General features: G+C 60.0%; 25 protein-coding genes and 1 tRNA gene. 11 read left to right on the top strand and 15 right to left on the bottom strand.

Annotated features, from left to right (window positions below):
• Genes trpC through J5289_RS10760 form a run of 3 tightly spaced genes read right to left on the bottom strand, consistent with a single transcriptional unit; the run spans position 1 to position 3,763 of the window.
• The gene (gene trpC, locus J5289_RS10750) at positions 1-816 is read right to left on the bottom strand and encodes an indole-3-glycerol phosphate synthase TrpC (RefSeq protein WP_209183730.1); all 816 of its coding nucleotides are present in this window, start codon (positions 814-816) and stop codon (positions 1-3) included.
• A gap of 16 nt (positions 817-832) precedes the next feature.
• Positions 833-1,849, bottom strand: coding sequence for an anthranilate phosphoribosyltransferase (trpD, locus tag J5289_RS10755; protein ID WP_209183731.1), 1,017 nt, complete (start codon positions 1,847-1,849; stop codon positions 833-835).
• Between the two features lie 18 nt (positions 1,850-1,867).
• Positions 1,868-3,763 carry a peptidylprolyl isomerase gene (locus J5289_RS10760; protein WP_209183732.1) on the bottom strand — a complete coding sequence of 632 codons (1,896 nt, stop codon included), beginning with the start codon at positions 3,761-3,763 and terminating at the stop codon, positions 1,868-1,870.
• Positions 3,764-3,929: 166 nt separating this feature from the next.
• Between J5289_RS10760 and J5289_RS10765 the strand changes: the two genes are divergently transcribed.
• From J5289_RS10765 to J5289_RS10775, 3 genes are all read left to right on the top strand, one after another.
• Positions 3,930-4,211, top strand: coding sequence for a hypothetical protein (locus J5289_RS10765; RefSeq protein ID WP_142822674.1), 282 nt, complete (start codon positions 3,930-3,932; stop codon positions 4,209-4,211).
• A 383-nt stretch (positions 4,212-4,594) separates the two neighbouring features.
• On the top strand, positions 4,595-5,812 hold the full coding sequence (locus tag J5289_RS10770; RefSeq protein ID WP_209187463.1) for an HlyD family secretion protein: 1,218 nt from the start codon (positions 4,595-4,597) through the stop codon (positions 5,810-5,812).
• On the top strand, positions 5,805-7,346 hold the full coding sequence (locus tag J5289_RS10775) for a DHA2 family efflux MFS transporter permease subunit (RefSeq protein WP_142822676.1): 1,542 nt from the start codon (positions 5,805-5,807) through the stop codon (positions 7,344-7,346). The genes J5289_RS10770 and J5289_RS10775 overlap by 8 nt, the downstream gene beginning before the upstream one ends.
• Positions 7,347-7,373: 27 nt before the next feature.
• Here the strand turns inward: J5289_RS10775 and J5289_RS10780 are convergent, their stop codons facing one another.
• The gene (locus J5289_RS10780) at positions 7,374-7,928 is read right to left on the bottom strand and encodes a DNA-3-methyladenine glycosylase (protein ID WP_209183734.1); all 555 of its coding nucleotides are present in this window, start codon (positions 7,926-7,928) and stop codon (positions 7,374-7,376) included.
• Between the two features lie 189 nt (positions 7,929-8,117).
• Between J5289_RS10780 and J5289_RS10785 the strand changes: the two genes are divergently transcribed.
• Positions 8,118-8,366 carry a hypothetical protein gene (locus tag J5289_RS10785; protein ID WP_111215685.1) on the top strand — a complete coding sequence of 83 codons (249 nt, stop codon included), beginning with the start codon at positions 8,118-8,120 and terminating at the stop codon, positions 8,364-8,366.
• A gap of 137 nt (positions 8,367-8,503) precedes the next feature.
• Positions 8,504-8,752: a BON domain-containing protein gene (locus J5289_RS10790; protein ID WP_142822678.1), complete on the top strand. Its 249-nt coding sequence runs from the start codon at positions 8,504-8,506 to the stop codon at positions 8,750-8,752.
• Between the two features lie 44 nt (positions 8,753-8,796).
• Here J5289_RS10790 and J5289_RS10795 read toward each other — a convergent pair whose 3' ends face one another.
• From J5289_RS10795 to J5289_RS10805, 3 genes are all read right to left on the bottom strand, one after another.
• A complete protein-coding gene (locus J5289_RS10795; protein ID WP_209183735.1) occupies positions 8,797-9,063 on the bottom strand; it encodes a hypothetical protein in 267 nt (88 codons plus the stop codon).
• 20 nt (positions 9,064-9,083) lie between these two features.
• Complete coding sequence (locus tag J5289_RS10800; protein ID WP_209183736.1) at positions 9,084-9,347, bottom strand: hypothetical protein; 264 nt, start codon at positions 9,345-9,347, stop codon at positions 9,084-9,086.
• 152 nt (positions 9,348-9,499) lie between these two features.
• On the bottom strand, positions 9,500-9,799 hold the full coding sequence (locus tag J5289_RS10805; RefSeq protein WP_257625344.1) for a DUF2934 domain-containing protein: 300 nt from the start codon (positions 9,797-9,799) through the stop codon (positions 9,500-9,502).
• A gap of 175 nt (positions 9,800-9,974) precedes the next feature.
• On the opposite strand from J5289_RS10805, the gene J5289_RS10810 reads away from it, so the two are divergent.
• Positions 9,975-10,901 (top strand): DUF429 domain-containing protein, encoded by a 927-nt coding sequence (locus J5289_RS10810; protein WP_209183738.1) that lies wholly within the window; start codon positions 9,975-9,977, stop codon positions 10,899-10,901.
• A gap of 79 nt (positions 10,902-10,980) precedes the next feature.
• Here the strand turns inward: J5289_RS10810 and sfnG are convergent, their stop codons facing one another.
• The 5 genes from sfnG to xylF form a co-directional block, all read right to left on the bottom strand.
• Positions 10,981-12,084, bottom strand: a complete 1,104-nt coding sequence (gene sfnG / locus J5289_RS10815; RefSeq protein ID WP_209183739.1) for a dimethylsulfone monooxygenase SfnG — start codon at positions 12,082-12,084, stop codon at positions 10,981-10,983.
• 554 nt (positions 12,085-12,638) lie between these two features.
• Positions 12,639-12,715 (bottom strand) — tRNA-Arg (locus J5289_RS10820).
• A gap of 168 nt (positions 12,716-12,883) precedes the next feature.
• Positions 12,884-13,669, bottom strand: a complete 786-nt coding sequence (locus J5289_RS10825) for an ATP-binding cassette domain-containing protein (protein WP_209183740.1) — start codon at positions 13,667-13,669, stop codon at positions 12,884-12,886.
• Between the two features lie 14 nt (positions 13,670-13,683).
• The gene (locus J5289_RS10830) at positions 13,684-14,997 is read right to left on the bottom strand and encodes a sugar ABC transporter permease (protein ID WP_142822685.1); all 1,314 of its coding nucleotides are present in this window, start codon (positions 14,995-14,997) and stop codon (positions 13,684-13,686) included.
• 262 nt (positions 14,998-15,259) lie between these two features.
• Positions 15,260-16,300, bottom strand: coding sequence for a D-xylose ABC transporter substrate-binding protein (xylF, locus tag J5289_RS10835; protein ID WP_142822686.1), 1,041 nt, complete (start codon positions 16,298-16,300; stop codon positions 15,260-15,262).
• Positions 16,301-16,521: 221 nt separating this feature from the next.
• Here xylF and J5289_RS10840 point away from each other — a divergent pair, with 221 nt between their 5' ends.
• Positions 16,522-17,760 carry an ROK family protein gene (locus tag J5289_RS10840; protein WP_209206562.1) on the top strand — a complete coding sequence of 413 codons (1,239 nt, stop codon included), beginning with the start codon at positions 16,522-16,524 and terminating at the stop codon, positions 17,758-17,760.
• A gap of 63 nt (positions 17,761-17,823) precedes the next feature.
• Here the strand turns inward: J5289_RS10840 and iolG are convergent, their stop codons facing one another.
• On the bottom strand, positions 17,824-18,816 hold the full coding sequence (iolG, locus tag J5289_RS10845; protein ID WP_142822688.1) for an inositol 2-dehydrogenase: 993 nt from the start codon (positions 18,814-18,816) through the stop codon (positions 17,824-17,826).
• Between the two features lie 155 nt (positions 18,817-18,971).
• On the opposite strand from iolG, the gene J5289_RS10850 reads away from it, so the two are divergent.
• A complete protein-coding gene (locus tag J5289_RS10850) occupies positions 18,972-19,211 on the top strand; it encodes a hypothetical protein (protein ID WP_209183741.1) in 240 nt (79 codons plus the stop codon).
• Positions 19,212-19,229: 18 nt separating this feature from the next.
• Here the strand turns inward: J5289_RS10850 and J5289_RS10855 are convergent, their stop codons facing one another.
• On the bottom strand, positions 19,230-19,739 hold the full coding sequence (locus J5289_RS10855) for a hypothetical protein (protein WP_209183742.1): 510 nt from the start codon (positions 19,737-19,739) through the stop codon (positions 19,230-19,232).
• Positions 19,740-19,793: 54 nt separating this feature from the next.
• Positions 19,794-20,798: a LysR family transcriptional regulator gene (locus J5289_RS10860; RefSeq protein ID WP_209183743.1), complete on the bottom strand. Its 1,005-nt coding sequence runs from the start codon at positions 20,796-20,798 to the stop codon at positions 19,794-19,796.
• A gap of 270 nt (positions 20,799-21,068) precedes the next feature.
• Here J5289_RS10860 and chvE point away from each other — a divergent pair, with 270 nt between their 5' ends.
• The 3 genes from chvE (at position 21,069) to mmsB (ending at position 24,975) form a co-directional block, all read left to right on the top strand.
• On the top strand, positions 21,069-22,133 hold the full coding sequence (gene chvE / locus J5289_RS10865) for a multiple monosaccharide ABC transporter substrate-binding protein (RefSeq protein WP_142822692.1): 1,065 nt from the start codon (positions 21,069-21,071) through the stop codon (positions 22,131-22,133).
• Positions 22,134-22,228: 95 nt separating this feature from the next.
• Entirely contained in the window at positions 22,229-23,764 is a 1,536-nt protein-coding gene (gene mmsA / locus J5289_RS10870; protein ID WP_209183744.1) for a multiple monosaccharide ABC transporter ATP-binding protein, read from the top strand.
• A complete protein-coding gene (gene mmsB / locus J5289_RS10875; protein WP_142822694.1) occupies positions 23,764-24,975 on the top strand; it encodes a multiple monosaccharide ABC transporter permease in 1,212 nt (403 codons plus the stop codon). The genes mmsA and mmsB overlap by 1 nt, the downstream gene beginning before the upstream one ends.
• The last annotated feature ends 35 nt before the right edge of the window (positions 24,976-25,010 follow it).

Genomic DNA, 25,010 nt, shown 5'->3' on the forward strand with positions numbered 1-25,010 from the left:
CTATTCGGCCGCCAGCGCGGCGGGTTCGCCTGTCAGGAGGGTTCGCGTTGCCGCTGCCACATCGTCCTTGCGCATCAGGCTTTCGCCGACCAGGAAGGTATCGATCCGGCATGCCTGCAGCCTGAGGCAGTCGGCGTGGGTGAAGATGCCGCTTTCGCCGACGATTATCCGATCCGCGGGCACCATCGGTGCCAGTCTTTCGCTGGTGGCAAGGCTGACCTCGAAAGTGCGCAGGTCGCGGTTGTTGATGCCGATGAGCGGCGACGACAGTTTCAGCGCACGCTCCATTTCCGGCTCGTTATGCACTTCCACAAGCACATCCATCCCGAGTCCGAAGGCTTCGTCCTGAAGGCGCTCCGCATCCTCATCCGAAAGCGATGCCATGATCAGAAGAATGCAGTCGGCACCCCAGGCGCGAGCTTCCTGCACCTGGTAGGTCTCAAACATGAAATCCTTGCGCAAGGCGGGCAGGCTGCAGGCGGCGCGTGCGGCGGTCAGGAACGCCGGGGAGCCCTGGAAGCTGGGGGCATCGGTCAGCACGGAAAGGCAGGCAGCTCCGCCCGCGTCGTAGGCCGCAGCCAATGCCGGCGGATCGAAGTCGGCACGGATCAGACCCTTGGACGGGCTTGCCTTCTTGATTTCGGCGATGAGGCCGAACAGGCCAGCCTCATGCTTTGCCACGAGAGCCCGGTGGAAGCCGCGCGGCGGCGTCTGGTCCGCCTGCATGGCCTTGAGGTCGGCAAGCGAAACCGATGCCTTTGCGGTCTCGATTTCCTGGCGCTTGTAGATTTCGATTTTTTTGAGAATGTCGGTCATGGCGAGCGCCCTTCCTTCAGTCGCCGTCGTTCGAGACGGCAATCAGCCTGTCGAGAGCGGCAGCCGTAGCGCCACTGTCGAGCGATTTTGTGGCAAGCCGCATGCCGTCGATGACGGTCCCGGCCTTGCCGGCCACGACCAGAGACGCGGCGGCGTTGATCAGCGAGATATCGCGATAGGCATTTTTTTCGCCGGAGAGCACGGCACGCAAGGCGGCCGCATTGGCAACGCCGTCGCCGCCCTTGAGGTCGGCCAAGACGGCAGGCTGCACGCCAAAATCACCGGGGCGGAGTTCGAACGTCCTGATCTTGCCGTCTTCGAGTGCCGCAACCTGCGTCATCCCCGTCGTGGTGATCTCGTCAAGGCCGTCGCCATGGACCACCCACACATTTTCTGCACCGAGATCGCGCAGCACTTCGGCCAACGGCACCACCCATTGCGGTGCGTAGACGCCGAGCAATTGCCGGCGAGCGCCAGCGGGGTTCGACAGGGGGCCGAGAAGATTGAAGATCGTCCGGGTGCCGAGTTCCACCCTGGTCGGGCCTACGTGGCGCATCGCCGAATGGTGTATCTGGGCAAACATGAAGCCGATACCGGCGTCGCGGATGCAACGGCCTATATGCTCCGGCGAGATGTCGAGCTTCACACCCAGCGCCGAAAGGCTGTCGGCTGTGCCGGCTTTCGAGCTTTGCGCGCGGTTGCCATGCTTGGCAACCGTTACGCCGCAGCCTGCGACGATCAAGGCGGCAAGGGTGGAAATATTGTAGGTGCCCATGCCGTCGCCGCCGGTGCCGACGATGTCGATGGCATCGGCCGGAGCTTCCACAGGCAGCATCTTGGCGCGCATCGTGGTGACGGCGCCGACGATCTCGTCGACGGTTTCGCCTTTCATCCGCAGCGCCATCAGGAAGCCGCCGATCTGCGACGGCGTCGCCTCGCCGGACATCAGGATCTCGAAGGCCTGCCGCGCCTCGTCGCGCGTCAGACTTTCATGGCCGGCGACTTTGGCAAGCAGTGGCTTCAGATCGGCCATCGAGGTCGGTTCCCTAGCTTAGCGCTGCACGGCCTGAGCCGCGGCCTCGCGGTTTACGGTCACGCCGTATTTCGTCTGCAACTCGGCAACCATCTGGTCGAGGATATCGTCACCGGCAGCGTCTGCAATCCTGGAAATCTGCTGGTCCTGGTTGGCAAGGACATCCGTGGCTGGCGGCGTCGTGTTGACGTCGGTTACCTTCAGCAGGATCTGCGTCGTGTCGTCGCCGCCGACGGCGCTGGCAACCGTATCGACAGGTCCGGAGAATGCTGCCGACACACCGGCGCTGCCAAGGACGCTGTCGTCCATGTTGCGCGTCACGTTGGTCTTGTTTTCGACGGCAATGCCAAGCGGCGCGGCAATATCGGCGAGCGACTTGCCCTTCTTGGCCTCATCCTTCAGGGCGGTGGCCTTGGCGGCGAGGGCGACCTTCTGCTGTTCCGCGGTCCAGTCGGCAGCGGCCTTGTCATGCACCTCGGCAAGCGGACGATCGTGCTCAGGGGTCACGTCCAGTACGTCGAACCAGACATAGCCGTCGCTGCCGATGGGAACGGGAAGTGCCTGGACGCCGACATCGGTCTTGAAGGCTTCCGTGAGCAGCTTCTGGCGCTCGGGAATATCCTTGACCTCGTTGCCGGCCTTGTCGAGGCCGGTGGCGTCGACGGAATCGACCGTCACGGGCTTCAGTTTCAGTTGCTGCGCTGCCTCGACCAGTGTCGCGCCGGAGCCGCGTGCATCTTCGAACTTGTCGTGCAGGTCGGCGATCTGCGAGGATGCTGCAGCAATCGCCATCTGCTTGCGGAGGTCTTCCTTGACGTCCTCGAACGACTTGGCGCTTTCCACCTTGATGTTGGTGACGCGCAGGATAACCGGTCCGAACGATCCCTCGATGACGCCGGTCGTGCCGCCGTCCTTGGTGACAGCGAAAGCCGGTTCCGCGATGGCAGAATCCGGAACGCTCGCCTTGTTGAATGTACCGAGCATGACGTCGCTGGCGGTCTTGCCCTGATCGGTTACCAGCTGGTCGAAGGTCGTGCCGGTTTTAAGGGCGACGGAAGCCGCGTCCGCCAGGTCCTTGTTGGCAAAGCTCAGCTGTTCGATCGTCCGGGTCGCCGGGATCGTGAAGCTTTCCTTGCGCTTTTCGAATTCGGCGCGCACGGCATCGTCCGTGATGGCGGCGGTATCAGCAATGTCGGCTGCCTGCAGCTTCACGTAGGAGAGTTTGCGATACTCCGGCGCGCGGTACCGCGACTTTACGCCTTCGAACCACTTCGCCAGCACGTCGTCAGCCGGGGCCTTGACCGGATCGATGTTCGCATTTGTGAGGATCAGGTAGTCGATGCTGCGGCTCTCGTCGTGGAACTCCTTAAGGCCGGCAACCAGCGTTTGCGGTGCCTTGAAGCCGTTGGATATGGAATCGACGATCTGGCCGCGAACCGCGACCTTGCTGCGCTCATTGATATAGTCGTCCTGGCTGATGCCGGCATTGGCGAGGCGGCTTGTGAACAGGCCGCGGTCGAATTGACCTGTGTTCGACTTGAATGCCGGGTCTTCGCCGATCAGTTTGGCGAGCCGGTCCTGCGACAGTCCGAGGTTCATGTCGGCTGCCAGCTGGTCCAGCGAGGCGCCAGCGACGAGCTGGGAGTTGGTCTGCTGTTCAAGCCCGAAGGCGCGGGCCTGCTCCGGCGACAGCTGCGTTCCGAACTGCTGGCTCAGCGCCGAGAGCTGGCGTCGATAGGCGAGGCGGTATTCCGCAGCCCCGATCTGCTGGTCGCCGACACTGATGACGGTCGATCCGGTGCTGCCGCCGATCAAGGACCGCGACACGCCCCAGATCCCGAAGGATGCCACTAGCAACAGCATCAGGCCCTTGGCGACCCAGGTGCGGGCCAATTTTCTCAGCAGTTCAAACATCGGAATGCTAACCTCAATACGGAACGGCCTCGCAAATCAGGCGAAGCATTGGCTGTTCCTTAGAGCAATCCGCACGGGAATTGAAGAGCATCCGCCGAAATCGCAAAATGCGCGGAACCAATGCCGATACTCGGCGTTTATCGGGCACAAACAAAGGAGCTGAAAAATGGCTGAACTGAAAACCGCTTCCATCCAATCCGCAGCAGCACGTGTCGAAACAGAAGCAGCAGCGCAAGACCTTTCCGCGCAGATCACCGCGCTCAAGGAAGATCTGGCCAAGCTGTCCGAAAGCGTTGTGGCGATCAGCCAGGGTGCCAAGACGGTTGTGACAGAAGAAGCCGCTCTGGTGACCTCTCGCGTCCGCGACAAGGTCCGCGAAGAGCCGCTTTTCGCTCTCGCCGTGACCGCAGGTGTCGCCTACGTCGTCGGCCTTCTCAGCCGCCGCTAAAACAATCAAATCTAAGCTAACCAGAAAGCCGGCGGTAATCGCCGGCTTTCTTGCGTTTATGGCTTTTTTGAATACAGCTATAGCGATATAGAACGTTTGACTTATTATGTATCAGGGTATAGTAAGCATGCTACCGAATAGCAGGCTTTGCGCCCATGACAATCTTCTCTTTCCACGCTTTACCTGAATACGTTTCAGCCCGCCGCCAACTGTGCGAACCGGCTGTCGTCCTGAAATCCTGCTCCGACAGGCTGCCTGGCCATAACAGACCGGCGTCGAGGGGCAGTTGCAGGCATTTCCGCATCGTCCCGACTTCTTGACCAATCCCCGCACCAACCACGTTGCCAGCGGCCCTTCGGCCCTGTGCCAGCAAGAGACTTCCCATGGCTGAACGACTGCCTCTCCCCAGATCCGCCAAATTCGAAAAGACCATCCGTGTCGTCACGACGGACGAGATTGCCGAAGGACCCTCCGGCAATCCGACAGCGGCGCCGACAGCTATCGCTCCGCCTGCAGCAGCGCCCGTTGCGACGCGCCGACGCCGTGGTGCAACGCGGCTGATCCTGTTTGCGGCGCTCCCCATCGTGCTCGTCATCGGCGGCTATTTCTACGTCACCGGCGGGCAGGTGATGTCCACCGACAACGCCTACATCGGCGCCGACATGGTCGGGGTTTCCACCGATGTCAGCGGCTTCGTCGCTGCCATAGAGGTGCATGAAAATGAACAGGTGAAGAAGGGCCAGGTGCTGTTCAGGCTGAAGCCCGATTCCTTCCAGATTGCGCTGGAGGGTGCCAAGGCCCAGCTCGGCGTTGCCCGCAACCAGATCCTGAACCTGCAGGCCAGCTACCAGCAGACCCTGGCGGAGATTGCCCAGGCCGAGGCCGACCTGCCGTTTTACCAGACCTCTTTCGATCGCCAGCAGAGCCTGATCAACAGTTCCGCAGCCTCCAAGGCCGCCTTTGATTCGGCCAAGCACGACCTAGACGCCGCCAAGCAGAAAGTAGCGGTCGCCAAAGCCCAGGCCGCCACAACACTGGCTCAGATCGGCGGTGACCTTAATCAGCCACTCGAGCAGAACCCCACCTATCTTCAGGCAAAAGCCGCCGTCGACGACGCGCAGCGGCAACTCGACGACACCGTGGTTCGGGCTTCCTTCGATGGCACCGTCACCAATGTCGACAGCCTCCAAGTCGGTGGCTACCTCGCGGCTGCTCAGCAGGGCTTTTCCCTGGTGTCGTCGAACGACATGTGGATCGCCGCCAGCCCGAAGGAAACAGAACTGACCTACGTCAAGCCGGGCCAGAAAGTCTCCATCTCCGTTGATTCCTATCCGGGCACGGTCTGGACGGGCACTGTCGCCAGCATCAGCCCCGCCTCGGGCTCCAGCTTTTCGTTGCTGCCGGCGCAAAACACCACCGGCAACTGGGTTAAGGTGGTCCAGCGCATCCCGATGCGGGTGAACATCGACGATGCCGCCGGCAAACCGCCGCTTCGGGTCGGCATGAGCACGGAAGTGGACGTCGACACGGGCCACGCTCGTGGCTTGCCGGATTTTGTCGCAAAACTGCTGGGCCGTTCCGATGGCAAGGGTCATGAGTAACCCATCCGACGGCGCCGCGCCCGTCATCGCCAACCGCGGCGCAATCACCGCCTGTGTCATTCTCGCGGTCATCATGCAGGCGCTGGATACGACGATCGCCAATGTGGCATTGCCGTATATCCAGGGCAGTGTCGCAGCCAGTTCCGACCAGATCAACTGGGTGCTGACCTCCTACATCGTCGCTGCCGCCATCATGACGCCGCCATCGGGCTTCCTGTCCGCCAAGTTCGGCCGCAAGCGTGTGCTGCTGACGGCAATCGCCGGCTTCGTGGCCGCCTCTGTGCTCTGTGGCTTTGCCCAGTCTCTGGTGCAGATTGTTGGCTTCCGCCTGTTGCAAGGTCTTTTCGGCGCGGCTCTCGTGCCGTTGTCGCAGGGTATCCTGCTGGACATCTACTCCGTCGAGGAGCGCGGCAAGGCCATGGCGCTGTTTGGTGTCTCGGTGATGGTTGGTCCGGTGCTCGGCCCCGTCATCGGCGGCTGGCTGACAGACCATATCAGCTGGCGCTGGGTGTTCTACATCAACGTGCCGATCGGCCTTGTCGCCTTTATGGGCATCGTCGTCTTCGTCAAAGAGACGAAGGTCGACGCGCTGGCTAAGCTCGACGTTTTCGGCTTCAGCATGCTGAGCCTCGGCATAGCTTCGTTGCAGCTCTTCCTCGACAGGGGCGAGCAACTGGACTGGTTTTCATCCGGCGAGATCATCGTCGAAGCGCTGGTCTGCTTCTGCGCCTTCTACCTGTTCGTGGTCCACACATTCACCACAGAGAAATCCTTCGTCAACCCGCGTCTCTTTCTCGATCAGAATTTTTCCGTCAGCATGTTTTTCATCTTTATCGTCGGTGTCACTTATCTGGCATCGCTGGCGCTGATGACGCCCTATTTGCAGACCCTGATGGGCTATCCTGTCGTCACGGCGGGCATCGTCATGGGACCGCGTGGCCTCGGCACCATGGTCTGCATGTTTCTTGTCGGGCGCCTCATCGGCAAGGTGGATACGCGCTGGCTCTTGCTGCTGGGGCTCGGCCTCACGGCCTGGGCGATGTACGAGATGACCGGCTGGACACCCGATGTCTCGCAAACGACGATCATCGTTGTCGGCTTTGTCCAAGGCGCCGGTTTGGGCTTCCTGTTCGTACCGCTGACCACCGTCGCATTCGCGACCCTGCCGGCGCACATGCGCGGCGAGGGGACAGGGCTGTACAATCTATCGCGCAATATCGGCTCCAGCGTCGGCATCTCCATCGTCTCGGCGCTGATCATCCGCAATACCCAGAGCAACCACGAATCGATTGCTGCCTACGTGACGCCGTTCAACCACGCGTTCGACGCACCAGCCGCCCAGGGCCTAAGCCCGCTGACCGCGATTGGCCGCGCCAGCTTGGACAATATCGTTACCCTGCAGGCGACGATCATCGCCTATATCGACGACTTCAAGCTGCTGATGCTGATGTCGCTGTTTGCCATGCCGCTGGTCATCCTGCTGCGCAAGCCGGCTGCACCGCCGAAGGTCGACCACAGCATTGCCATGGAATAGCAAATGCCGGAGCCTGCCGATGCGGCATCAGCCAAATTTACGGCTGACAAAGCGCGATCCCGCCGCGCCGAACCGCCAGGGAGCCGCGACATTGCGCGTGATGCCGATCCGCGGCCCAGAAACGATGGGCGTCTCGGAACCCGCAGCGAGTGTGAACGGCGGCTGGTCAAGAGGCGCTCCGTTGTGTGCAAGTTCGATGCCCAGCGCCTGGCTGAGCTTGCCGGGACCGCTGCACAGTTGCGCAAGATTATCCGTGCCGCGTCGCCCTGCCATCCTGTCAAGACCGGTGTTCGGTTCCAGCGCACGGATCAGCACCGCGCTACCGGGCAGGCAGACGAAGTTGATGCACCAGTGAATTCCATAGGAGCGGTAGACATAGGCATGCCCGGCCGGGCCGAACATCACGGCGTTGCGCAATCCCGGTCCGCGGAAGCTATGGGAGGCTTCGTCGTCCAGCCGATAAGCCTCCGTTTCGACTATCAAGCCGCCGACGCCGTTGGCGCAAAATTGCCAGCCGATGAGATCGCGCGCGACCTCCACGACATCCCGCCCGAAAAAGGCAGCCAGGCTGTTGCTGAGCATAAGACACAAACCTTTGATCGATGGAGGTCACCCTGCAACTGCAGACGTTGAGCACGTGCGTGTATAGTAACCCGCTCCAATCGAAGTCAACGAACCCCGGGCCCTGCGAGCTCAGGTTCAACTTGCCGAGTTGCTGCTCAAACTGGGAACATATTAGCGTTTTGCGTCTTTCCACGCAGGAGGCTGCGGATGGCTAAGTTCTATTTCAACATAAGCGATAACGAGGGCTTTTCCGCCGGTGACGCGCCCTTCGAATATCCGACGCTGACTGCGGCCATCGACCAGGCTAAGAGCGTGCTGGCAGAGATGGCGATCGATGGGATCCCAGAGGGCAACGGCCGTCGCCTCTCCGTGGAAGTCGCCAATGACCGCCGCCAGCCCGTTGTCCGGTTCACGATTGTGCTGATGGTCGACTATTCGCCCAGCGATAGCGCCTGACGGGTTTTGCGGACGTAGACATTGCAGCCCGATATGACAATCGATGACGCTCTGACATCAAAATTGTGAATATGAACGCACGATGAACAAAATTGGCGTTCATACGTTACAACTGATAGAAAAAGGAGCGTGTCGCCATGTTCATGTCTATTCTTCCAACGAGCGGTTTTGTCGGCGCCCAGATGGCTGGCCTTTGTGCAGCAGTTTCCTCAGCTTTGGCCTACGCATCCGGCCTTGACGGAGCCCGTATTGAAGTCACCCAGGATCGAGGCGTCATCTATCTCGACGGCTCCGCACCGAGCCTTACGGCACTCGAAGCCGCAGTCAACGTTGCGCGCGAGATCGCCGGCAATTCAGTCTGCAACCGCATCGAGCCAGCCTACTGAGCCTCACCACCGGCGACAGGCTCCTGATATTCGCGTAGACCGATCTACTGCCGCCTGGCCGCACCCTTGTCAACGACCTCGAAGATTGCCCTGAGCCGATCCAGGTCGTTGGCCTTCAGCGTTTCCATATCCCCGGTCGGATTGAGGGGCTTGAACCATTCTATCGCCTCCCGCAGCACTGTCGCGTAGGGCTCGCGGTATTCGCTAAGCCCTAGCACCCATTCTCGGACGGTTTCGCGCTCCATACGGGACGCGGCATAGCGAGCATGGACGGTCTTGGCGGAACTGATGAGGTCGTCGACGTTTTTCATGGGCACTCCTCGGCTGACCGTCAATGGACCGGCGGGTCCTGGTCGTCAAGGAAAGTCCGTATTCCCTCGCGCTCTATAGTCGCCAGGAATTCATCGAAGGCATCGCGGTCGGTGGAGAAACCCTCTTCCCACATGGTTCGTCCATCCGCAGCATCGGTCACCTCCATCTTCCAGTCGAGCGTGGTGCCAGCTGCACGGAATATGTCGACGCGCACCGTGGTGCCGCTTTCCGAAAACTCACCGGAAAGCTCCGAGTGCTCAAGTCTATCTTCGTTCCGAATCATCCGATCTTATCCTCCTGCTTTTCGCTTCCTAACATGCCCGAAAGGCGAATTCTCGACGGTTGGGAATCGCCAAAAGAAGAGCCCGATGCGCTGGGCGCATCGGGCTCTTACATTTGATAACGGCCGCCTTTTATTCATCACCTTGTGCAGAATTAGGGCTGTTCGCGGGTGCCGTTTGCATTGGTGCGCTGATCGTCATCTTCCAGATCCGTTGAGACCATATACGTGTCCGAATGCTCGCGGGCCGCCTCGCGCATCGCGCGCGGGCTCGCGAGATCGTCACCCTCGATGGTCTCGGAACCGGCCTTGCCGCCGGTTCCGGCTTCAGCGTCGTAGTCGCGCTCGGCTTCCGCCCAGTGCTCCGAGTGAGCGCCGTCCGGCTGTCCGTTGCGTTCCCAGATTGCGTGTGCGCGGCGTTGGATTTCTGTTTCGCGGTTATCACTCATCATCATTCTCCCGTTGATGCGTATAAAACATGCACGGCGTCAAAGCGTTCCAAAGAAACGGAAGTGTGAATATATACAGTACGGATAAAGCGGTGTTTGCAGGCGCAACGCAACATCAAAGTTCCGCGTTAAAACTATCGCCTGTATAGCCAGCGAGCGCGTCAAAAAAAGGATCGATGGCATGGCACTCGAGGTCTGCGCGCATTGCGACTGGAGCAAGCACAGCGGAAAGCGCTGGATGTCGGCCGCCATTCGGGCGGATGGCAAATGGATTGTCGCCGCTCCGGAGCTTGTCGGCGATACCGCCACCTTGTTTCAGAGACTGGCAGGACGTTCCCACCAGTCCGGCTCGCTGCTGGTAGGGTTCGACTTCCCGATTGGGCTCCCCAAAGCCTACGCCGCAGATGCCGGCATTGCCTCGTTTCGCGAAGCGATCGCACAGTTCGGGAAGGGTGATTGGTCCGATTGGTATGACGTCGCCGATCAGCGCCACCAGATATCCCATCGACGGCCGTTCTACCCGATGCGGCCAGGCGGAACGGAGAGAGCCCATCTCTACGACGGACTTGGTATCCTCAAGAGCGATGATTTGTTGCGAGAATGCGAACGGGCGACGCCCTACAGGCCAGCCGGCTGCTCATTATTCTGGACACTGGGCGGCAATCAGGTTGGCAAGGGTGCGATATCGGGATGGCAGGAGATCATTGCGCCGGCGCTCGACGACGTTGGCATCTGGCCATTCGATGGAACGCTCGCAGAGCTTACCTCCTCCAGGTCTGTGGTGATCTGCGAGACCTACCCGGCCGACGTATACAGCCTGCTTGGAATTGCGAAAAATTGGGGAAGCAAGAGGCGTCGGGAGGATCGACGGCGCGTCGGTCCCGGCATTCTGGAGTGGGCGAAAGCGCGTCAGGATATCGACACGACGGCAATCGTCGACTGCCTGCGTGACGGCTTCGGAGACGACAGTTCCGGAGACGATCGCTTCGATGCGGTTGTCGGGCTGCTCGGAATGCTCGAAGTCGTCACCGGCCGCCGCCTGGAAGGCTCACCGGACAGCGATAGCGTAACGCGGGTCGAAGGCTGGATACTCGGACATCTTCGTTGACATTTGTCGGCGCAGTGGCCGCTGCGGATCGCTAAAGATCCGCACCGGTTTCCTGGTCGATCTCGCTTGTTGACGCTGCCTATTCGGCGGCGACGGCGGTGGTGGATGCTGCCGCTTCGATCTCGCGCACAAGCGGGATCACATGGCGGCCGAAATACTCGACCTCTTCCTGGAAATGCAGAAAACCCAGCAGGATGAGATCGGCACCGGCGCGCTTCAGGTCGACGATTCGCTCGGCCACCTGCCGTGGCGTGCCGATCAGGTTTGAGCGAAAGCCGTCATTATACTGAACGAGGTCCTCGAACGTCGATTTCGCCCAGTTGCCTTCGCCCTCGGGGGAGGCCTTGCCGGCATTCTTGACCTCATGGGCGAATGCCTTGACGGCGTCGATGTTGGCTTTGTCGATGATCTCGGCAAGCACTACCTTCGCCTCTTCCTCCGTCTCGCGGACGATGGCAAACGCATTGACGCCGACGCGAACGGAATGGCCATTGGCCTTCGCTTTCCTCTGGATATCGTCGACCTGCTTGCCGATTTCCTCCGGCGTATTGCCGTTGGTGAAATACCAGTCGGAGACACGCGCGGCCATGTCGCGCGCTGCCCGAGACGAACCGCCCTGAAAGATTTCCGGCTGCGGGTCGAGTGGTTTCGGCTTCAGCGAATAGTCGTTGAAACGATAGAAGTCGCCGCTGAATGTGAACTTGTCCTCGGTCCAGATGCCGCGCAGTGCGCGAATGAATTCTTCCGAACGGCGATAACGCTCGTCGTGGTCGAGCCAGTGTTCGCCGATGGCATGAAACTCTCCGCGAAACCAGCCGCTGACGACATTGACCGCGACGCGACCGTTGGTCAGGTGGTTGATCGTAGCGATCTGCTTGGCCGCAAGCGCCGGGTTCCAAGGCCCCGGCAGCAGTGCTGCAATGACCTTCAACGTCGTCGTTGCTGCGAGCAGGGCATGGCTGAATGCCACAGATTCATGCTGGAATTCCGCGCCGTATCCAGCCGTGAAGCGGATCTGGCTGAGCCCATATTCAAAACCCGCCGCTTCTGCGATCTGCGCCAGCTTCCTGTTATAATCGATCGTCCAGGACGTTCGCTGTTCGATATCGGACGTCACCAGCCCGCCCGAGACATTCGGCACCCAATAAGCAAACTTGACGGGGTCGGAGTTGTGAAAAGTCATCGCATTATCCTCCTTCATGCAAATCAGGCTCGGGCGCGTCGCGAAGGCCTTTGGGTGGAGTTTCCTCCTGAACCCGGCGGTGCACGGAACGCCACAATCGCAACGTCCACCCTTGGAGACTTGCATAATCTACCAAATCGATAGAACTAAAAGGAGGCCGAGTACCAATAAACGAAGTCTTCAGAGAAAATTGCCCGGCTCGCATCGCTTTCCAGGAGAATATCAATCTCGAATCCGTCAGACGCCACCTCTGGATGATCGCCAGGACTGAATACGGCACAAATATCGCATCGTCTCTGCCCGGCCATCCCGAAGCGTCCTCTTATTGCCCGCAAAGCCGCGTGATCAAGGTGAGGGCGACTGAGCCAAATCCGGCCAATTTCGTGTGAGGAGATACGATTCTCCGCGCAAGCCACCAACCAATGGCAAGCCAAGAACGTGCCGCCACCAGACTATTGCAACGCACTGATATTTGGACGCGAACGAAAGACCAACGCTGCAGGAGTGGTGGCGTTAGTTTGTTTGACGAGGTGGAAACGGACAAAATAAGAGATTGGCGCACCCGACAGGATTCGAACCTGTGACCTTTGGAATCGGAATCCAACACTCTATCCAGCTGAGCTACGGGTGCATGCCGTGGGCGGAGCTTACCGCCTGTCCGATGGCAGGTTCATAGCCCAGGTCGCGTCAGGCATCAATGCGGAAAATGCGGAAAAGCTGTCAACGACGCCAACAGTTTTTCGCAAAAGACAAGGCCGCGACGTTTTGGTTCGCGGCCTTGTGCTTTCAAGCCTGGCGATCACGCCGTCTTCATGGCGCCGGGGCCTGGAGTGGCCTTGGGCGGCACCTTGCCGAGGATGATCATGCCGAGCACTTCGTCCTTGGTGACATCCTCAGTACGGGCATGGCCCACCACCTGGCCGTTCTTCATGACGGAGACGCGGTCGGCGAGATCGAAGACATCGTGGATGTCGTGGCTGATAAGGAAGATACCGATGCCTTCCTTTTTCAGTTGCTTGATGAGTTCGCCAACTTGCGCCGTCTCTTGCGGTCCGAGCGCCGCCGTCGGTTCGTCCATGATCAGGATGCGGGCGTTGAAGAGGATAGCCCGGGCAATCGCCACAGACTGCCGCTGGCCGCCGGACAGCGCCTTTACCGGCTCCTTGAAGCGTTTGAAGTTCGGGTTCAGCCGGCCCATCACTTCGCGGGCGGACGCTTCCATTGCCACGTCGTCAAGGGTTCCCCAGCGCGTCTGCAGTTCGCGGCCGAGATAGAGATTGGCAGCGGCATCGACGTTGTCGGCGACGGCGAGCGTCTGGTAGATCGTCTCGATGCCGAATTTCTTGGCATCGCGGGGCGTGCGGATGTCGACGGGCTCGCCGTTGATGAAGATATCGCCGCTGTCGCGCTTGTAGGCGCCGGACAGGATCTTGATCAGGGTCGACTTGCCGGCGCCGTTGTGGCCGAGCAGGGCGACGACTTCGCCCGGATAGAGGTCGATCGAGGCGTTGTCGACCGCGTGGATGCCGCCGAAGGAAATGGAAATGTTCTTCAGTTCCACAAGCGGAGTGTTGTGATCCGTCATAGCTGGAATTCCTCTTACTTGGCCCGCGAGCGATAGACGGTGTCGAGCCAGACGGCGATCACCAGCACGACGCCGACGACGACGTTCTGGATGGGCGTATCGACATTGGCGAGCCCCATGCCCGACTGCAGAGACTGCATGACGAGGGCGCCGAGCATGGCGCCTGCCACCGTGCCGGTACCGCCGGCGAGCGACGTGCCGCCGATGACGGCCGCAGCGATGGTGTAGAGCTCATAGGTCGTGCCCTGCGAGTTGGCGGCGGCATTCAGCCGAGCGGTCGAGATCGCGGCGGCGACGGCGGCGAGAAAGCCCATCAGCGTGAATATCTTCACCGTGACCCAGCGCGTCTTGATGCCGGCGAGTTCGGCTGCTTCCGGATTGCCGCCGATGGCAAACACATAACGACCGAAACGCAGCCGCGTGGCGATGAACGTCATGATGATCCCGGCGGCGACGGCAATCAGGACGGGAACAGCAATACCGTAGGGGATATCGAGGCCGCCGTCAGGCCAGGCGATGCCGTGGTCGTTGGCGTACTTCTTGGCGATGCCGACCGGCCAGTAATAGATGGTGAAGACATAGATCGTGCCCAGCACCATGGCCGAGCCGAGGATGGCGAGGAAATATTCGGCCCAGACGGGGCGCCGGGGAAAGTTGAAGCGCTTGCGCTGGCGCCGCGAGCCGGCAATGCCGACCACGATCATCAGGCAGGCGACGATGCCGATGACCCAGCTCCAGGTGGCGCCGATGGAGCCTTCCGCGCCGCCGCCCATGATCCGGAAAGTGGCGTCGAGCGGCGCAACGGTCTGGCCCGACGTGACATACCAGGCAAGCCCGCGCCAGGCGAGAAAGCCGCCGAGCGTGACAATGAACGAGGGAACGCCGAGGAAGGCGATAATGATACCCTGCAGGAGCCCGATCAGGGCGCCGGCAGCCAGTCCGCAGATCAGCGCGATGACCCATGTCCAGTGGCTGTCGAAGCCGAGATAGGTCGGCAACCATTTTGCCTGGACGACACCCATGATCATGGCGACGAAGCCGAGCAGGGAGCCGACGGAAAGGTCGATATTGCGGGTGACGATGACCAGAACCATGCCGGTCGCCAGGACGGCGATCTCGCAGGTCTGTACAGAGAGGTTCCAGAGGTTGCGCGGCGTCAGGAACAGGTGCCCGGTATAGAGGTCGAAGCCGACCCAGATGATCAGCAGTGCGCCGACCATGCCGAGCATGCGGGTATCGATCTCGGTGGCACGCAGGAAGCGCGTGAGCGCATTGGTCTCCGTGGCGCGCGCACCGCCCGATGTTGTGGACTGGGTCATGTCGGCCATTGCTCTGCCGTTCTCCACTGTTGAGCGCAGACCGTCGACACTTTGCGTTTCACTGGCATAAGTCTGGCGCTGTTCTCGAATATGCGTCCCGGCCGATGGATGGACAATCTCTCGGCATAGGTGCCGGCACGCGCGGTGACGACCTCAGTGACGCAAGGGTTGCGGCAGTGGCCATAGCGTCCTTGCAGACATGGCCGCGCCGGTGGCGATCGGCGCCGCACCGGTTATCGGGCGGCGCCTCACTTGCAGTTTGGGTCAGCGGTTACTTGCAGGCAGCAACGGCGCCGGCCTTGACGCCCTGGCAGGCTTCGGCCTTGGAAATCCAGCCAGCGTCAATGACGACGTTGAGGTTATCCTTGGTGATGGCGACAGGCGTCAGGAAGACCGACTGCATTTCGACATGCTTAGGACCGCCGTTGAAGCTCTGGACGCCCTTGATTTCGGTCATCTTCTTGCCACCGGCAAGATCGAGAGCGATTTCAGCGGCGCGCTTGCCGAGTTCGCGGGAGTCTTTCCAGACGGATACGGTCTGGGTGCCGAGCGCGATGCGGTTGAGGGCCGCCTTGTCGGCATCCTGGCCGGATACAGGCACGGAACCGGCAAGGCCCTGTGCGTCGAGCGCGGCAACGGCGCCACCGGCAGTTCCGTCGTTGGAGGCAACGACCGCGTCAACCTTGTTGTTGTTGGCGGTCAGGATCTGCTCCATGTTGCGCTGTGCATTCTGCGGCAGCCAGCCATCGGTATAGGCTTCGCCGACATTTTTGATCTTGCCGGCATCCATGGCAGCCTTGAGGACTTCCTTCTGGCCTGCAAACAGGAAGTCTGCGTTCGGATCGGAAGACGAGCCCTTGATGAAGACATAGTTGCCTTCAGGCTTGACCTTCAGCACGTCGCGGGCCTGCATGCGGCCGACTTCCTTGTTGTCGAAGGTGATGTAGAAAGCAGCCGGATTTTCGATGAGTCGGTCGTAGCCGACGACCGGAATACCTTCGTCTGCGGCTTTCTCGATTGCCGGGCCGATGGCGTCGCTGTCCTGGGCAAGCACGATCAATGCCGTGGCACCCTGCGAGATCAGCGATTCGACGTCGGTCAGCTGCTTGGAAGCAGAGGACTGGGCATCTGCGGAAATGTACTTGGCGCCCGCTGCGGCCAGTGCCTTCTTAATTGCGGCTTCGTCGGTCTTCCAGCGTTCTTCCTGAAAGTTCGACCAGGAAACGCCGACGACGAGATCCTTGGCGAAGGCGGTCGTCTGCATCGTCAAAACAAGGGCTGCGCCAGCGGCGAGCCTAACAAAAGTTTTCATAATACCCTCCCGAGTGAAACGCGACCGCACGCACCTGTAGAGCTCCCGCCCGGCCGCCGCGAATGTGCTGTCGAAAAAACTCCTTTTTTCTCGACAGTCGAGAAATTAAGTGTCAGAGAATTTTAAGGCTGTCAACACTGCACGACCAGGTTTTGTCGGCGATCAAGATCCAACCGCAGGTTCGTTATGCGCGACTGACAGGGAGAGGGGAGAGACACCTGATGCAAGGCAAGTCCAGTGCCGAGTGGGTGCGCCGGCGCAACAGCGTCATGGTGCTCAGGGCACTGCGCCGCCACGGGCCGCTGGCTCACACGGAGCTCTCGGATCACACGACTTTGTCGTCCGGCACGATCTCGGCAATCACCGCCGATCTCGAGCGTGCCCAGATCATCGTCAAGACCGAGCAGCAACTGGCAGGCGGCCGCGGCCGGCCGCGCGTGGCCTTTGCCCAGCGCCGCGACTGCGGCTATCTGGTGGTGCTCATCATCTCGTCGGATGCGGTTCAATATTCGTTGGTGGATTATGCCGGCACCTTGCTCGATCGATTTTCCGAAGGCCGGTCGCAGGACGGAACGGGCATTGCCCGATTCGTCGAATCCATAAGGGCAGGGTTATCCAGAATTGTCGCCCGCTCGAAGATTGCGTCGCAGGACGTGCTCGTCATCTCGATCAGCAGCAAGGGCCTGGTAGACGGTCTTGAGCCGGTGCTGCGCTGGTCGCCAATCTTCGGGGAGGAACAGATCGACTTTGCCGCAGTTCTCGGAAACGATTGGCCGGCGAAGATCATTCTCGGTAACGAGACGCTGCTGGTGGCCGATGCCGCCGGACAGCGCGAGGAGCAGGGCCGGGGTTTCGAGACGCTGGCAGCCCTGTCGCTTGGCCACAGCATCGGGCTCGGCATCGTCAGGCGCACCGCCAATGGCGACCGCGAGGTCGCGGCACCTAATTTCGGCCATATGCTGCATGAGCCGAATGGCGGCCTCTGTCGCTGCGGGTCGCGCGGCTGCATCGAGGCCTATGCGGGTTTCTACGCCATCCTGCGCAATGCCTTTGCCGTGCCGCTCGACACCATTCCGGCCAAGTTCGTACCGGTCGCCGAACTCGACAAGATCGCAGCCAGCGCCCGGCAGGGAAATCGTCGCAACCGCTTTGCCTTTCACCAGGCAGGCCTGGTGCTCGGCAATGGCCTGTCGCGGGTGCTCAGCCTTTACGAGCAGATGCCTATCGTGCTGACGGGTCCGGGAACGCGATACGTCGATCTATTGCAGGAGGGTATGGAGGAGGGTTTGCGGCAGTCGCAGATCGTTCGCATGGGAGGCCTGCCGGAAATGAGGATCATGGCAGACGAACAGGCGCTGGTCTTCGAGGGCCATCTGCGCCGGGCGCTGGATGCGATAGACGGCGACATCGTTGCATTGCGGGCGATTGCCGATGTCGAGATCAAGGATCGGGCAGGGTAGGCACCCCAATATATCGACGCCGGATAGTGGCCCGGCGTCGATCGATAGCTTGAGCGGATAATCTCAGGCGACGGAAATCAATTTGCCTTCCTTGACCGAGCGCACTGCCGCGTCGGCAAGTTTCAGCGCGGCGAGGCCATCGGCGCCGGACGGGCTGATGTCGGTGCCTTTCTCGACGGCGCTGATGAAGGCGGCAATCTCGTTGGCATAGGCTTCCGTATAGCGCGTCATGAAGAAATCATGCAGAGGCGGACGGGTGTACCCGTCGCCATTGGCAACCTCGATGGAGAAGGGGCGCTGGTTCTCAGCGGCCACCATGCCCTTCGAGCCGTGGATCTCTATGCGCTGGTCATAGCCGTATGTGGCACGGCGCGAGTTCGAGATCATCGCCTGCTTGCCGGATGCCGTCTGCAGCAGCACCGAGACGCTGTCGTAATCTCCGGCCACGCCGATTGCCTTGTCGATCAGCACCGCTGCCGTCGCGCTGACGGATACCGGCTCTTCGCCGAGCAGGAACCGCGCCATGTCGAAATCATGAATGGTCATGTCGCGGAAAATGCCGCCAGAGCGCTTGATGTAGTCGACGGGCGGCGCACCGGGATCGCGGGAGGTGATCGTCACCATCTCGACGTCGCCGATCTTCCCATCGTCGATCGCCTTGCGCACGGCCATGAAATGCGGATCGAAGCGGCGATTGAAGCCGACCATCAGCTTTCCCTTGGTCTTTGCGACGACGTCGATGCACGCCTCGACCCGGGCGGTATCGAGGTCGATTGGCTTCTCGCAGAAGACAGCCTTGCCAGCGCGGGCAAAACGTTCGATCAGGTCTGCGTGTGTATCTGTCGGGGTGCAGATGACCACTGCGTCGATATCTGCTGACGATTCGATCGTGTCGATGGTGCGAACCTCGCAGCCATAGGCCGAAGCTATCGCATTGGCTGCGGCCGCAAAGGGATCCGCTACCGCCACCAGTTTCGCATCACCGTTGGCGCTGACTGCCTTGGCGTGAACCTTGCCGATGCGGCCGGCGCCGAGCAGTCCAAATCTTACCGTCATTTTCCATCCTCCCAGATTCGGAACAAATAAACCGTCTTGGTCTCATTCTGGAATTTTCATTCCATCTTCCTGTGCCGTCGTCAAGCGCCCGGGGTTTCACAATCGCGAAATTCAGCTTATGGACGGTGCCGAACAAACAAGCGGACAACAGCCTCATGAAAATGATCGACCCGAGCCATCGATTCTACCGCCCAATCTATGTGCGTATCGGCATCGTTGCCCTCTGCCTTGGCTGGGCAATCATCGAGGCAACCTTCGGCGAGCCGATCTGGAGCATGGCCATCGGTGCCGTAGGCGCCTATGCGGCGTGGGTTCTGCTGTTGAACTATACGCCAACGCCGGAAGAAATCGCACCGCCGCCGCCGCCGCGTGACGATGCAGGTCCAGAAGCCTGATCTGTCTAATAGCCTGATCTATTTGAAAAGTCTGGCGCGGATCTCGATGCGGCGCAGCGCCTCGTCGATCAGCAGGTTGGCGATTTTCATGCGCGTCGTCGCCTGTTCCTTGAACAGCGGGTTGACGCTGTCGGGATGGTTGGCCTTGGCAAAACTGCGGCGCTTGTCGTTGAGCGTCTGCAGCGTGTCCGCAGCCGAAATTCCAAGTTCCGCAGCAACCTCCTGCGGCAGGATACGCGCCAGGTGGACCGGCATCACCGGTGCGGCGCATTCCTCCGGCTCTATGTCTTCCGTCGCGGTGGACGGCGCCTCAGGCGCGGGCGGTTCTCGTTCGGGCCCGAGGTTGTCGAGATAGGCCTGGTCAGGTCGCGCCTCGGATACGGACACGCCATCCCGCACATCAGCCGCGAAGCTGGAATTCAGGCCTTGAATTCGGTGCGCCGAAGCCGGCTGAGCGAAAACTGCTTCTTCATCCTCGGCGTCGAGACGGTCGAGAACGGATTGAAATATGGATTGTCCAAACAGCATGATGTCTCCCAATCCGCAAAGCCTACGAAACGAAAGTGGTGTCTGGCTGGTCGGTCAGATTGCAGCGCGCCGGCTTTCCTGCAGGATCATGTCATAGAGTAGTAGGGCGCTGGGTGGCAGGGCGCGTTCGCGCGCCGTGATCAGGCTGTAGGGCTTTACATCGATGGCGAAATCGATCGGCAGGATACAGGCCTCGCCTGCCTGTGAACTCTGGCCGCAGATGAAATCGGCCATGTCGCGAGCGATCGGCGAAATCGCATCTGTCTTGCAGACGACGGCAAGTGTCAGGACCACCGAAGACGTGTTGACGATATTCTCCGGCAACGCCACGCCGGCGGATATGAAAATATCCTCGAGCCTGCGGCGCAGCAGCGTACCCGGCGGCTGGAACACCCAGTCCTGGCCGGTGAGATCCGCAAGCCCGACGACGCCCTTTTTGAGCAATGGATGCCCCTTGCGCACGATCAGGCAGGCTTTTTCGATGCCGATCTGATGGGCGGTGAACAGCCGCGGGTTCAGCTCGTCCGGAATGCGGCTGATGATGAAGTCGTGCCGGGCCGCCAGCAATTCGCGGGCGAGAACGTTGCTGTTGTCGACCTGGATATTGATTTCGATGCCCGGATAGGCCTCTGTCACCCGCTGTATCGCCGGGACCACCAGGCTGATGGCCGGAGCTGCCACGGCACCGAGATGCACGGACCCACCCTTGCCGGTACGCAACTCGGCGATCTCGCGGCTGGCCTCCCGCAGTTCCAGCAGGATCTTGCGGGCCCGCTTGGCAAGCGCCAGGCCGAACGGCGTCAGTTCCACGCCACGGGCGACGCGCTGGTAGAGAGATGTCTTGGCGATCGCTTCCATCTCCGACAACATGCGCGAAGCTGCAGGTTGAGAGATATTCATGGATTCGGCTGCGGCGGATATCTGTCCGTGATCCTCGATCATGACGATCATCCGCAGATGATTCATCTTCAATCCGTTGCGCAGGAGGCTGTCGTCACGAAAATTATCTGTGTGGATTTCTATACCATCACGAGAATAATCGTTGTGTATGTTCTCCATGGTGGCATTTTTCCTGCTTACGGGGCCAAAAAGTAGTACTTTTTACCATTATACCAAAATCATCATATTGTACGCCAGTTATTCTATTTGACAGTTATACGAATTGATTCCAGTTTGCCGCCGTGCTGGGAGCAGCATGACACGTGTGGGATCGTGGAGGAGACGTACTTCGTATTGATATTGAAGTAATATCCAATCAACGGAACCTGCCACAGTTTCGGGGTGGGCGCTTTTGCGTACGCCAAATCTTTAAAAAAACGGGAGAGAGCAATGAAATCCATTATCTCATTGATGGCCGCAGCGGCCTTCGGTGTTGCAACATTTGTCATGCCAGCCATGGCTGCCGACAAGGGTCTGGTTGGTATCGCTATGCCAACGAAGTCTTCGGCGCGCTGGATCGATGACGGCAACAACATCGTCAAGCAGCTTCAGGCTGCTGGTTTCACGACCGACCTGCAGTATGCTGACGACGATATTCCTAACCAGCTTTCGCAGATCGAGAACATGGTCACCAAGGGTGCCAAGGTTCTCGTCGTCGCTTCGATCGACGGCACGACACTGTCTGACGTGCTGCAGAAGGCCCATGACGCCGGTATCAAGGTCATCGCCTATGACCGCCTGATCCGCGATTCGGCCAACGTCGACTACTACGCTACCTTCGACAACTTCCAGGTCGGCGTTCTCCAGGCTGGCACCATCGTTGACGGCCTCGGCCTCAAGGACGGCAAGGGCCCGTTCAACATCGAGCTTTTCGGCGGTTCGCCGGACGACAACAACGCCTTCTTCTTCTATGATGGCGCAATGTCGGTTCTTCAGCCTTACATCGACAGCGGCAAGCTCGTCGTGAAGTCCGGCCAGGTTGGCATGGACAAGGTCGGTACGCTGCGTTGGGATCCGGCAACGGCTCAGGCCCGCATGGATAACCTCCTGTCGGCCTACTACACGGATGCTCACGTCGATGCAGTCCTGTCGCCTTACGACGGCCTTTCGATCGGCATCATCTCGTCGCTCAAGGGCGTCGGCTACGGCTCGGGCACCCTGAAGCTGCCAATCGTCAGCGGCCAGGATTGCGAAATTCCTTCGATCAAGTCGATCATTGCTGGCGAACAGTATTCTTCGATCTTCAAGGACACCCGTGACCTCGCCAAGGTCACCGTTGCCATGGTCACCGCAGTTGCTACCGGCGGCACACCTGAAGTCAACGACACCAAGACCTACGACAACGGCGTCAAGGTCGTTCCTTCCTACCTGCTGAAGCCAGTCGTCGTCACCAAGGACACCTACCAGAAGGTCCTCATCGACAGCGGCTACTACAAGGCTGAACAGCTTAAGTAAGCACTGAAAACCACCGGAACCCGCAGATTGCGGGTTCCGGACTTCGCATTTATGATCGTCGCGTCAGTCACGACTCCCGGCGTTGGATTTTGATTATGGACAATATTATCCTAGAGATGCGGGACATCACCAAGACGTTCCCGGGCGTCAAGGCGCTTGAGAATGTGAACCTCAAGGTTCGGCAAGGTGAGATCCACGCACTGGTGGGCGAAAACGGGGCCGGCAAGTCGACCCTCATGAAAGTTCTATCCGGCGTCTATCCGGCCGGCACTTACGATGGCGATATCGTATACGAAGGCGATGTGCGTAACTTCAAAGTCATCAAGGACAGTGAAGCCATCGGCATCATCATCATTCACCAGGAGCTGGCACTGGTGCCGCTTCTGTCGATCGCCGAAAACATTTTCCTCGGCAACGAGGTTGCGACCAACGGCGTCATTCGCTGGCAGGAAGCTTTTTCGCGCACCCGCAAGCTGCTCGACAAGGTTGGATTGAAAGAGTCGCCGGAAACTCTGGTGACCAACATCGGCGTCGGCAAGCAGCAACTGGTCGAAATCGCCAAGGCGCTGTCGAAGAGTGTGAAGCTGCTTATCCTCGACGAGCCGACAGCCTCGCTCAACGAAAAAGATTCCGACGCCCTGCTCAATCTGCTGATCGAGTTCCGCAACCAGGGCATCACCTCGATCATCATCACGCACAAGCTCAACGAAGTGCGCAAGGTGGCCGACCAGATCACCGTCCTGCGCGACGGGATGACCGTGAAGACGCTGAACTGTCACGAGGAAGAGATCAGCGAAGACATCATCATCAAGAACATGGTGGGCCGCGAACTGGCTGACCGCTATCCGCCGCGCTCCGTGCCGATCGGCGAGACGGTTCTGGAAGTCAAGAACTGGAACGCCTTCCACCAGCACCACCGCGACCGGCAGGTTCTCCACGACATCAACGTCAACGTCCGCAGGGGCGAAGTTGTCGGTATTGCCGGCCTGATGGGGGCAGGGCGCACCGAGTTCGCCATGAGCGTCTTTGGCAAATCCTACGGCCACAAGATTACCGGCGAAGTGCTGATGGACGGCAAGCCCGTCGATGTCAGCACTGTGCGCAAGGCGATCGACGCCGGTCTCGCCTACGTGACGGAAGACCGCAAGCATCTGGGCCTGGTGCTGAACGACAGCATCATGCACAACACCTCGCTGGCCAACCTTGCCGGCATCTCCAAAGCGACCGTCATCGACAACCACAAGGAATCGGATGTCGCCACCGACTTCCGCTCCAAGCTGCGCATCCGCAGCTCCGGGATTTTCCAGGAGGCCGTCAATCTTTCGGGCGGCAACCAGCAGAAGGTCGTCCTGTCCAAGTGGCTGTTCTCGGATCCTGAAGTCCTGATCCTCGACGAGCCGACGCGTGGTATCGACGTCGGCGCCAAATACGAAATCTACAGCATCATCAACCAGCTGGCTGCCGACGGGAAGGGCGTTCTGATGATTTCATCGGAAATGCCCGAACTGCTTGGGACTTGCGACCGCATCTACGTCATGAACGAAGGACGCATCGTCGCTGAATTGTCCAAGGAAGAGGCAAGCCAGGAAACCATCATGCGCGCTATCATGCGCTCTGGGGAGAAGAAATAATGACTCCTGTTAACCCCCCCGCCGCTGAGGAAAGCCACGTGATTTCCGCCGTCGATTACATCCGCGGCAATATTCGTGAATATGGCATGCTGATCGTTCTCGTAGCGATTATGGTGTTCTTCCAGTTCTACACAGGCGGTATCCTGTTCAAGCCGGTCAACCTGACGAACCTCGTGCTGCAGAACTCGTTCATCGTCATCATGGCACTGGGCATGCTTCTCGTCATCGTTGCCGGTCATATCGACCTTTCCGTCGGCTCGATCGTCGGCTTCGTCGGCGCCATCGCCGGTATCCTGACCGTGCAATACCAGATGAACTTCATCCTTGCGGCCCTGCTTTGCCTGGTCGTCGGCGGTGTCATCGGGGCGGCCCAGGGCTACTTCATCGCCTATCACAAGATACCGTCGTTCATCGTCACGCTGGCCGGCATGCTTGTCTTCCGCGGCCTGACGCTGTTCGTCCTCGGCGGCAAGAACATCGGGCCTTTCCCGAAGGACTTCCAGCTGATCAGCACCGGCTTCATCCCCGATTTCATCGACATCAGCGGTCTCGTCTCCGGTCTGCACTCGACCTCGATCATCCTGTCGATCGTTATGCCGCTGCTCCTCTTCATCATGGCGTGGCGTCGCCGGAAGACCAACGAGAACCACGGCATCGACGTCGAGCCGATGAGCTTCTTCCTCATCCAGAACCTGATCATCTGCGGCGCCCTGCTGTTCCTCGGTTACCAGCTGTCGTCTGACAAGGGCCTGCCGAACGTCCTGATCATCATGGTCATCCTGATTGCGGCCTACGCCTTCATCACCCGCCAGACGACCATCGGTCGTCGCGTCTATGCCATGGGCGGAAACGAGAAGGCGACGAAGCTTTCGGGCATCAACACCGAGCGCCTGAGCTTCTTCACATTTGTCAACATGGGTGCGCTTGCAGGTCTCGCCGGCATGATCGTCGCCACCCGCCTCAATTCGGCAACACCGAAGGCCGGCGTCGGCAACGAGCTTGACGTCATCGCGGCCTGCTTCATCGGCGGTGCCTCGGCATCCGGTGGCGTCGGCAAGATCACCGGCGCTGTCATCGGTGCGTTCATCATGGGCGTCATGAACAACGGCATGTCGATCGTCGGTCTCGGCATCGACTTCCAGCAGATGGTCAAGGGACTGGTGCTTCTCGCTGCCGTCTTCTTCGACGTCTACAACAAGAACAAGGGCTGATCGCCTCTGGCGATCGGTTCCCATTTGCAGTCAGG

This window comes from Rhizobium sp. B230/85, assembly GCF_019355735.1.
Taxonomy (GTDB): domain Bacteria; phylum Pseudomonadota; class Alphaproteobacteria; order Rhizobiales; family Rhizobiaceae; genus Rhizobium; species Rhizobium rhododendri.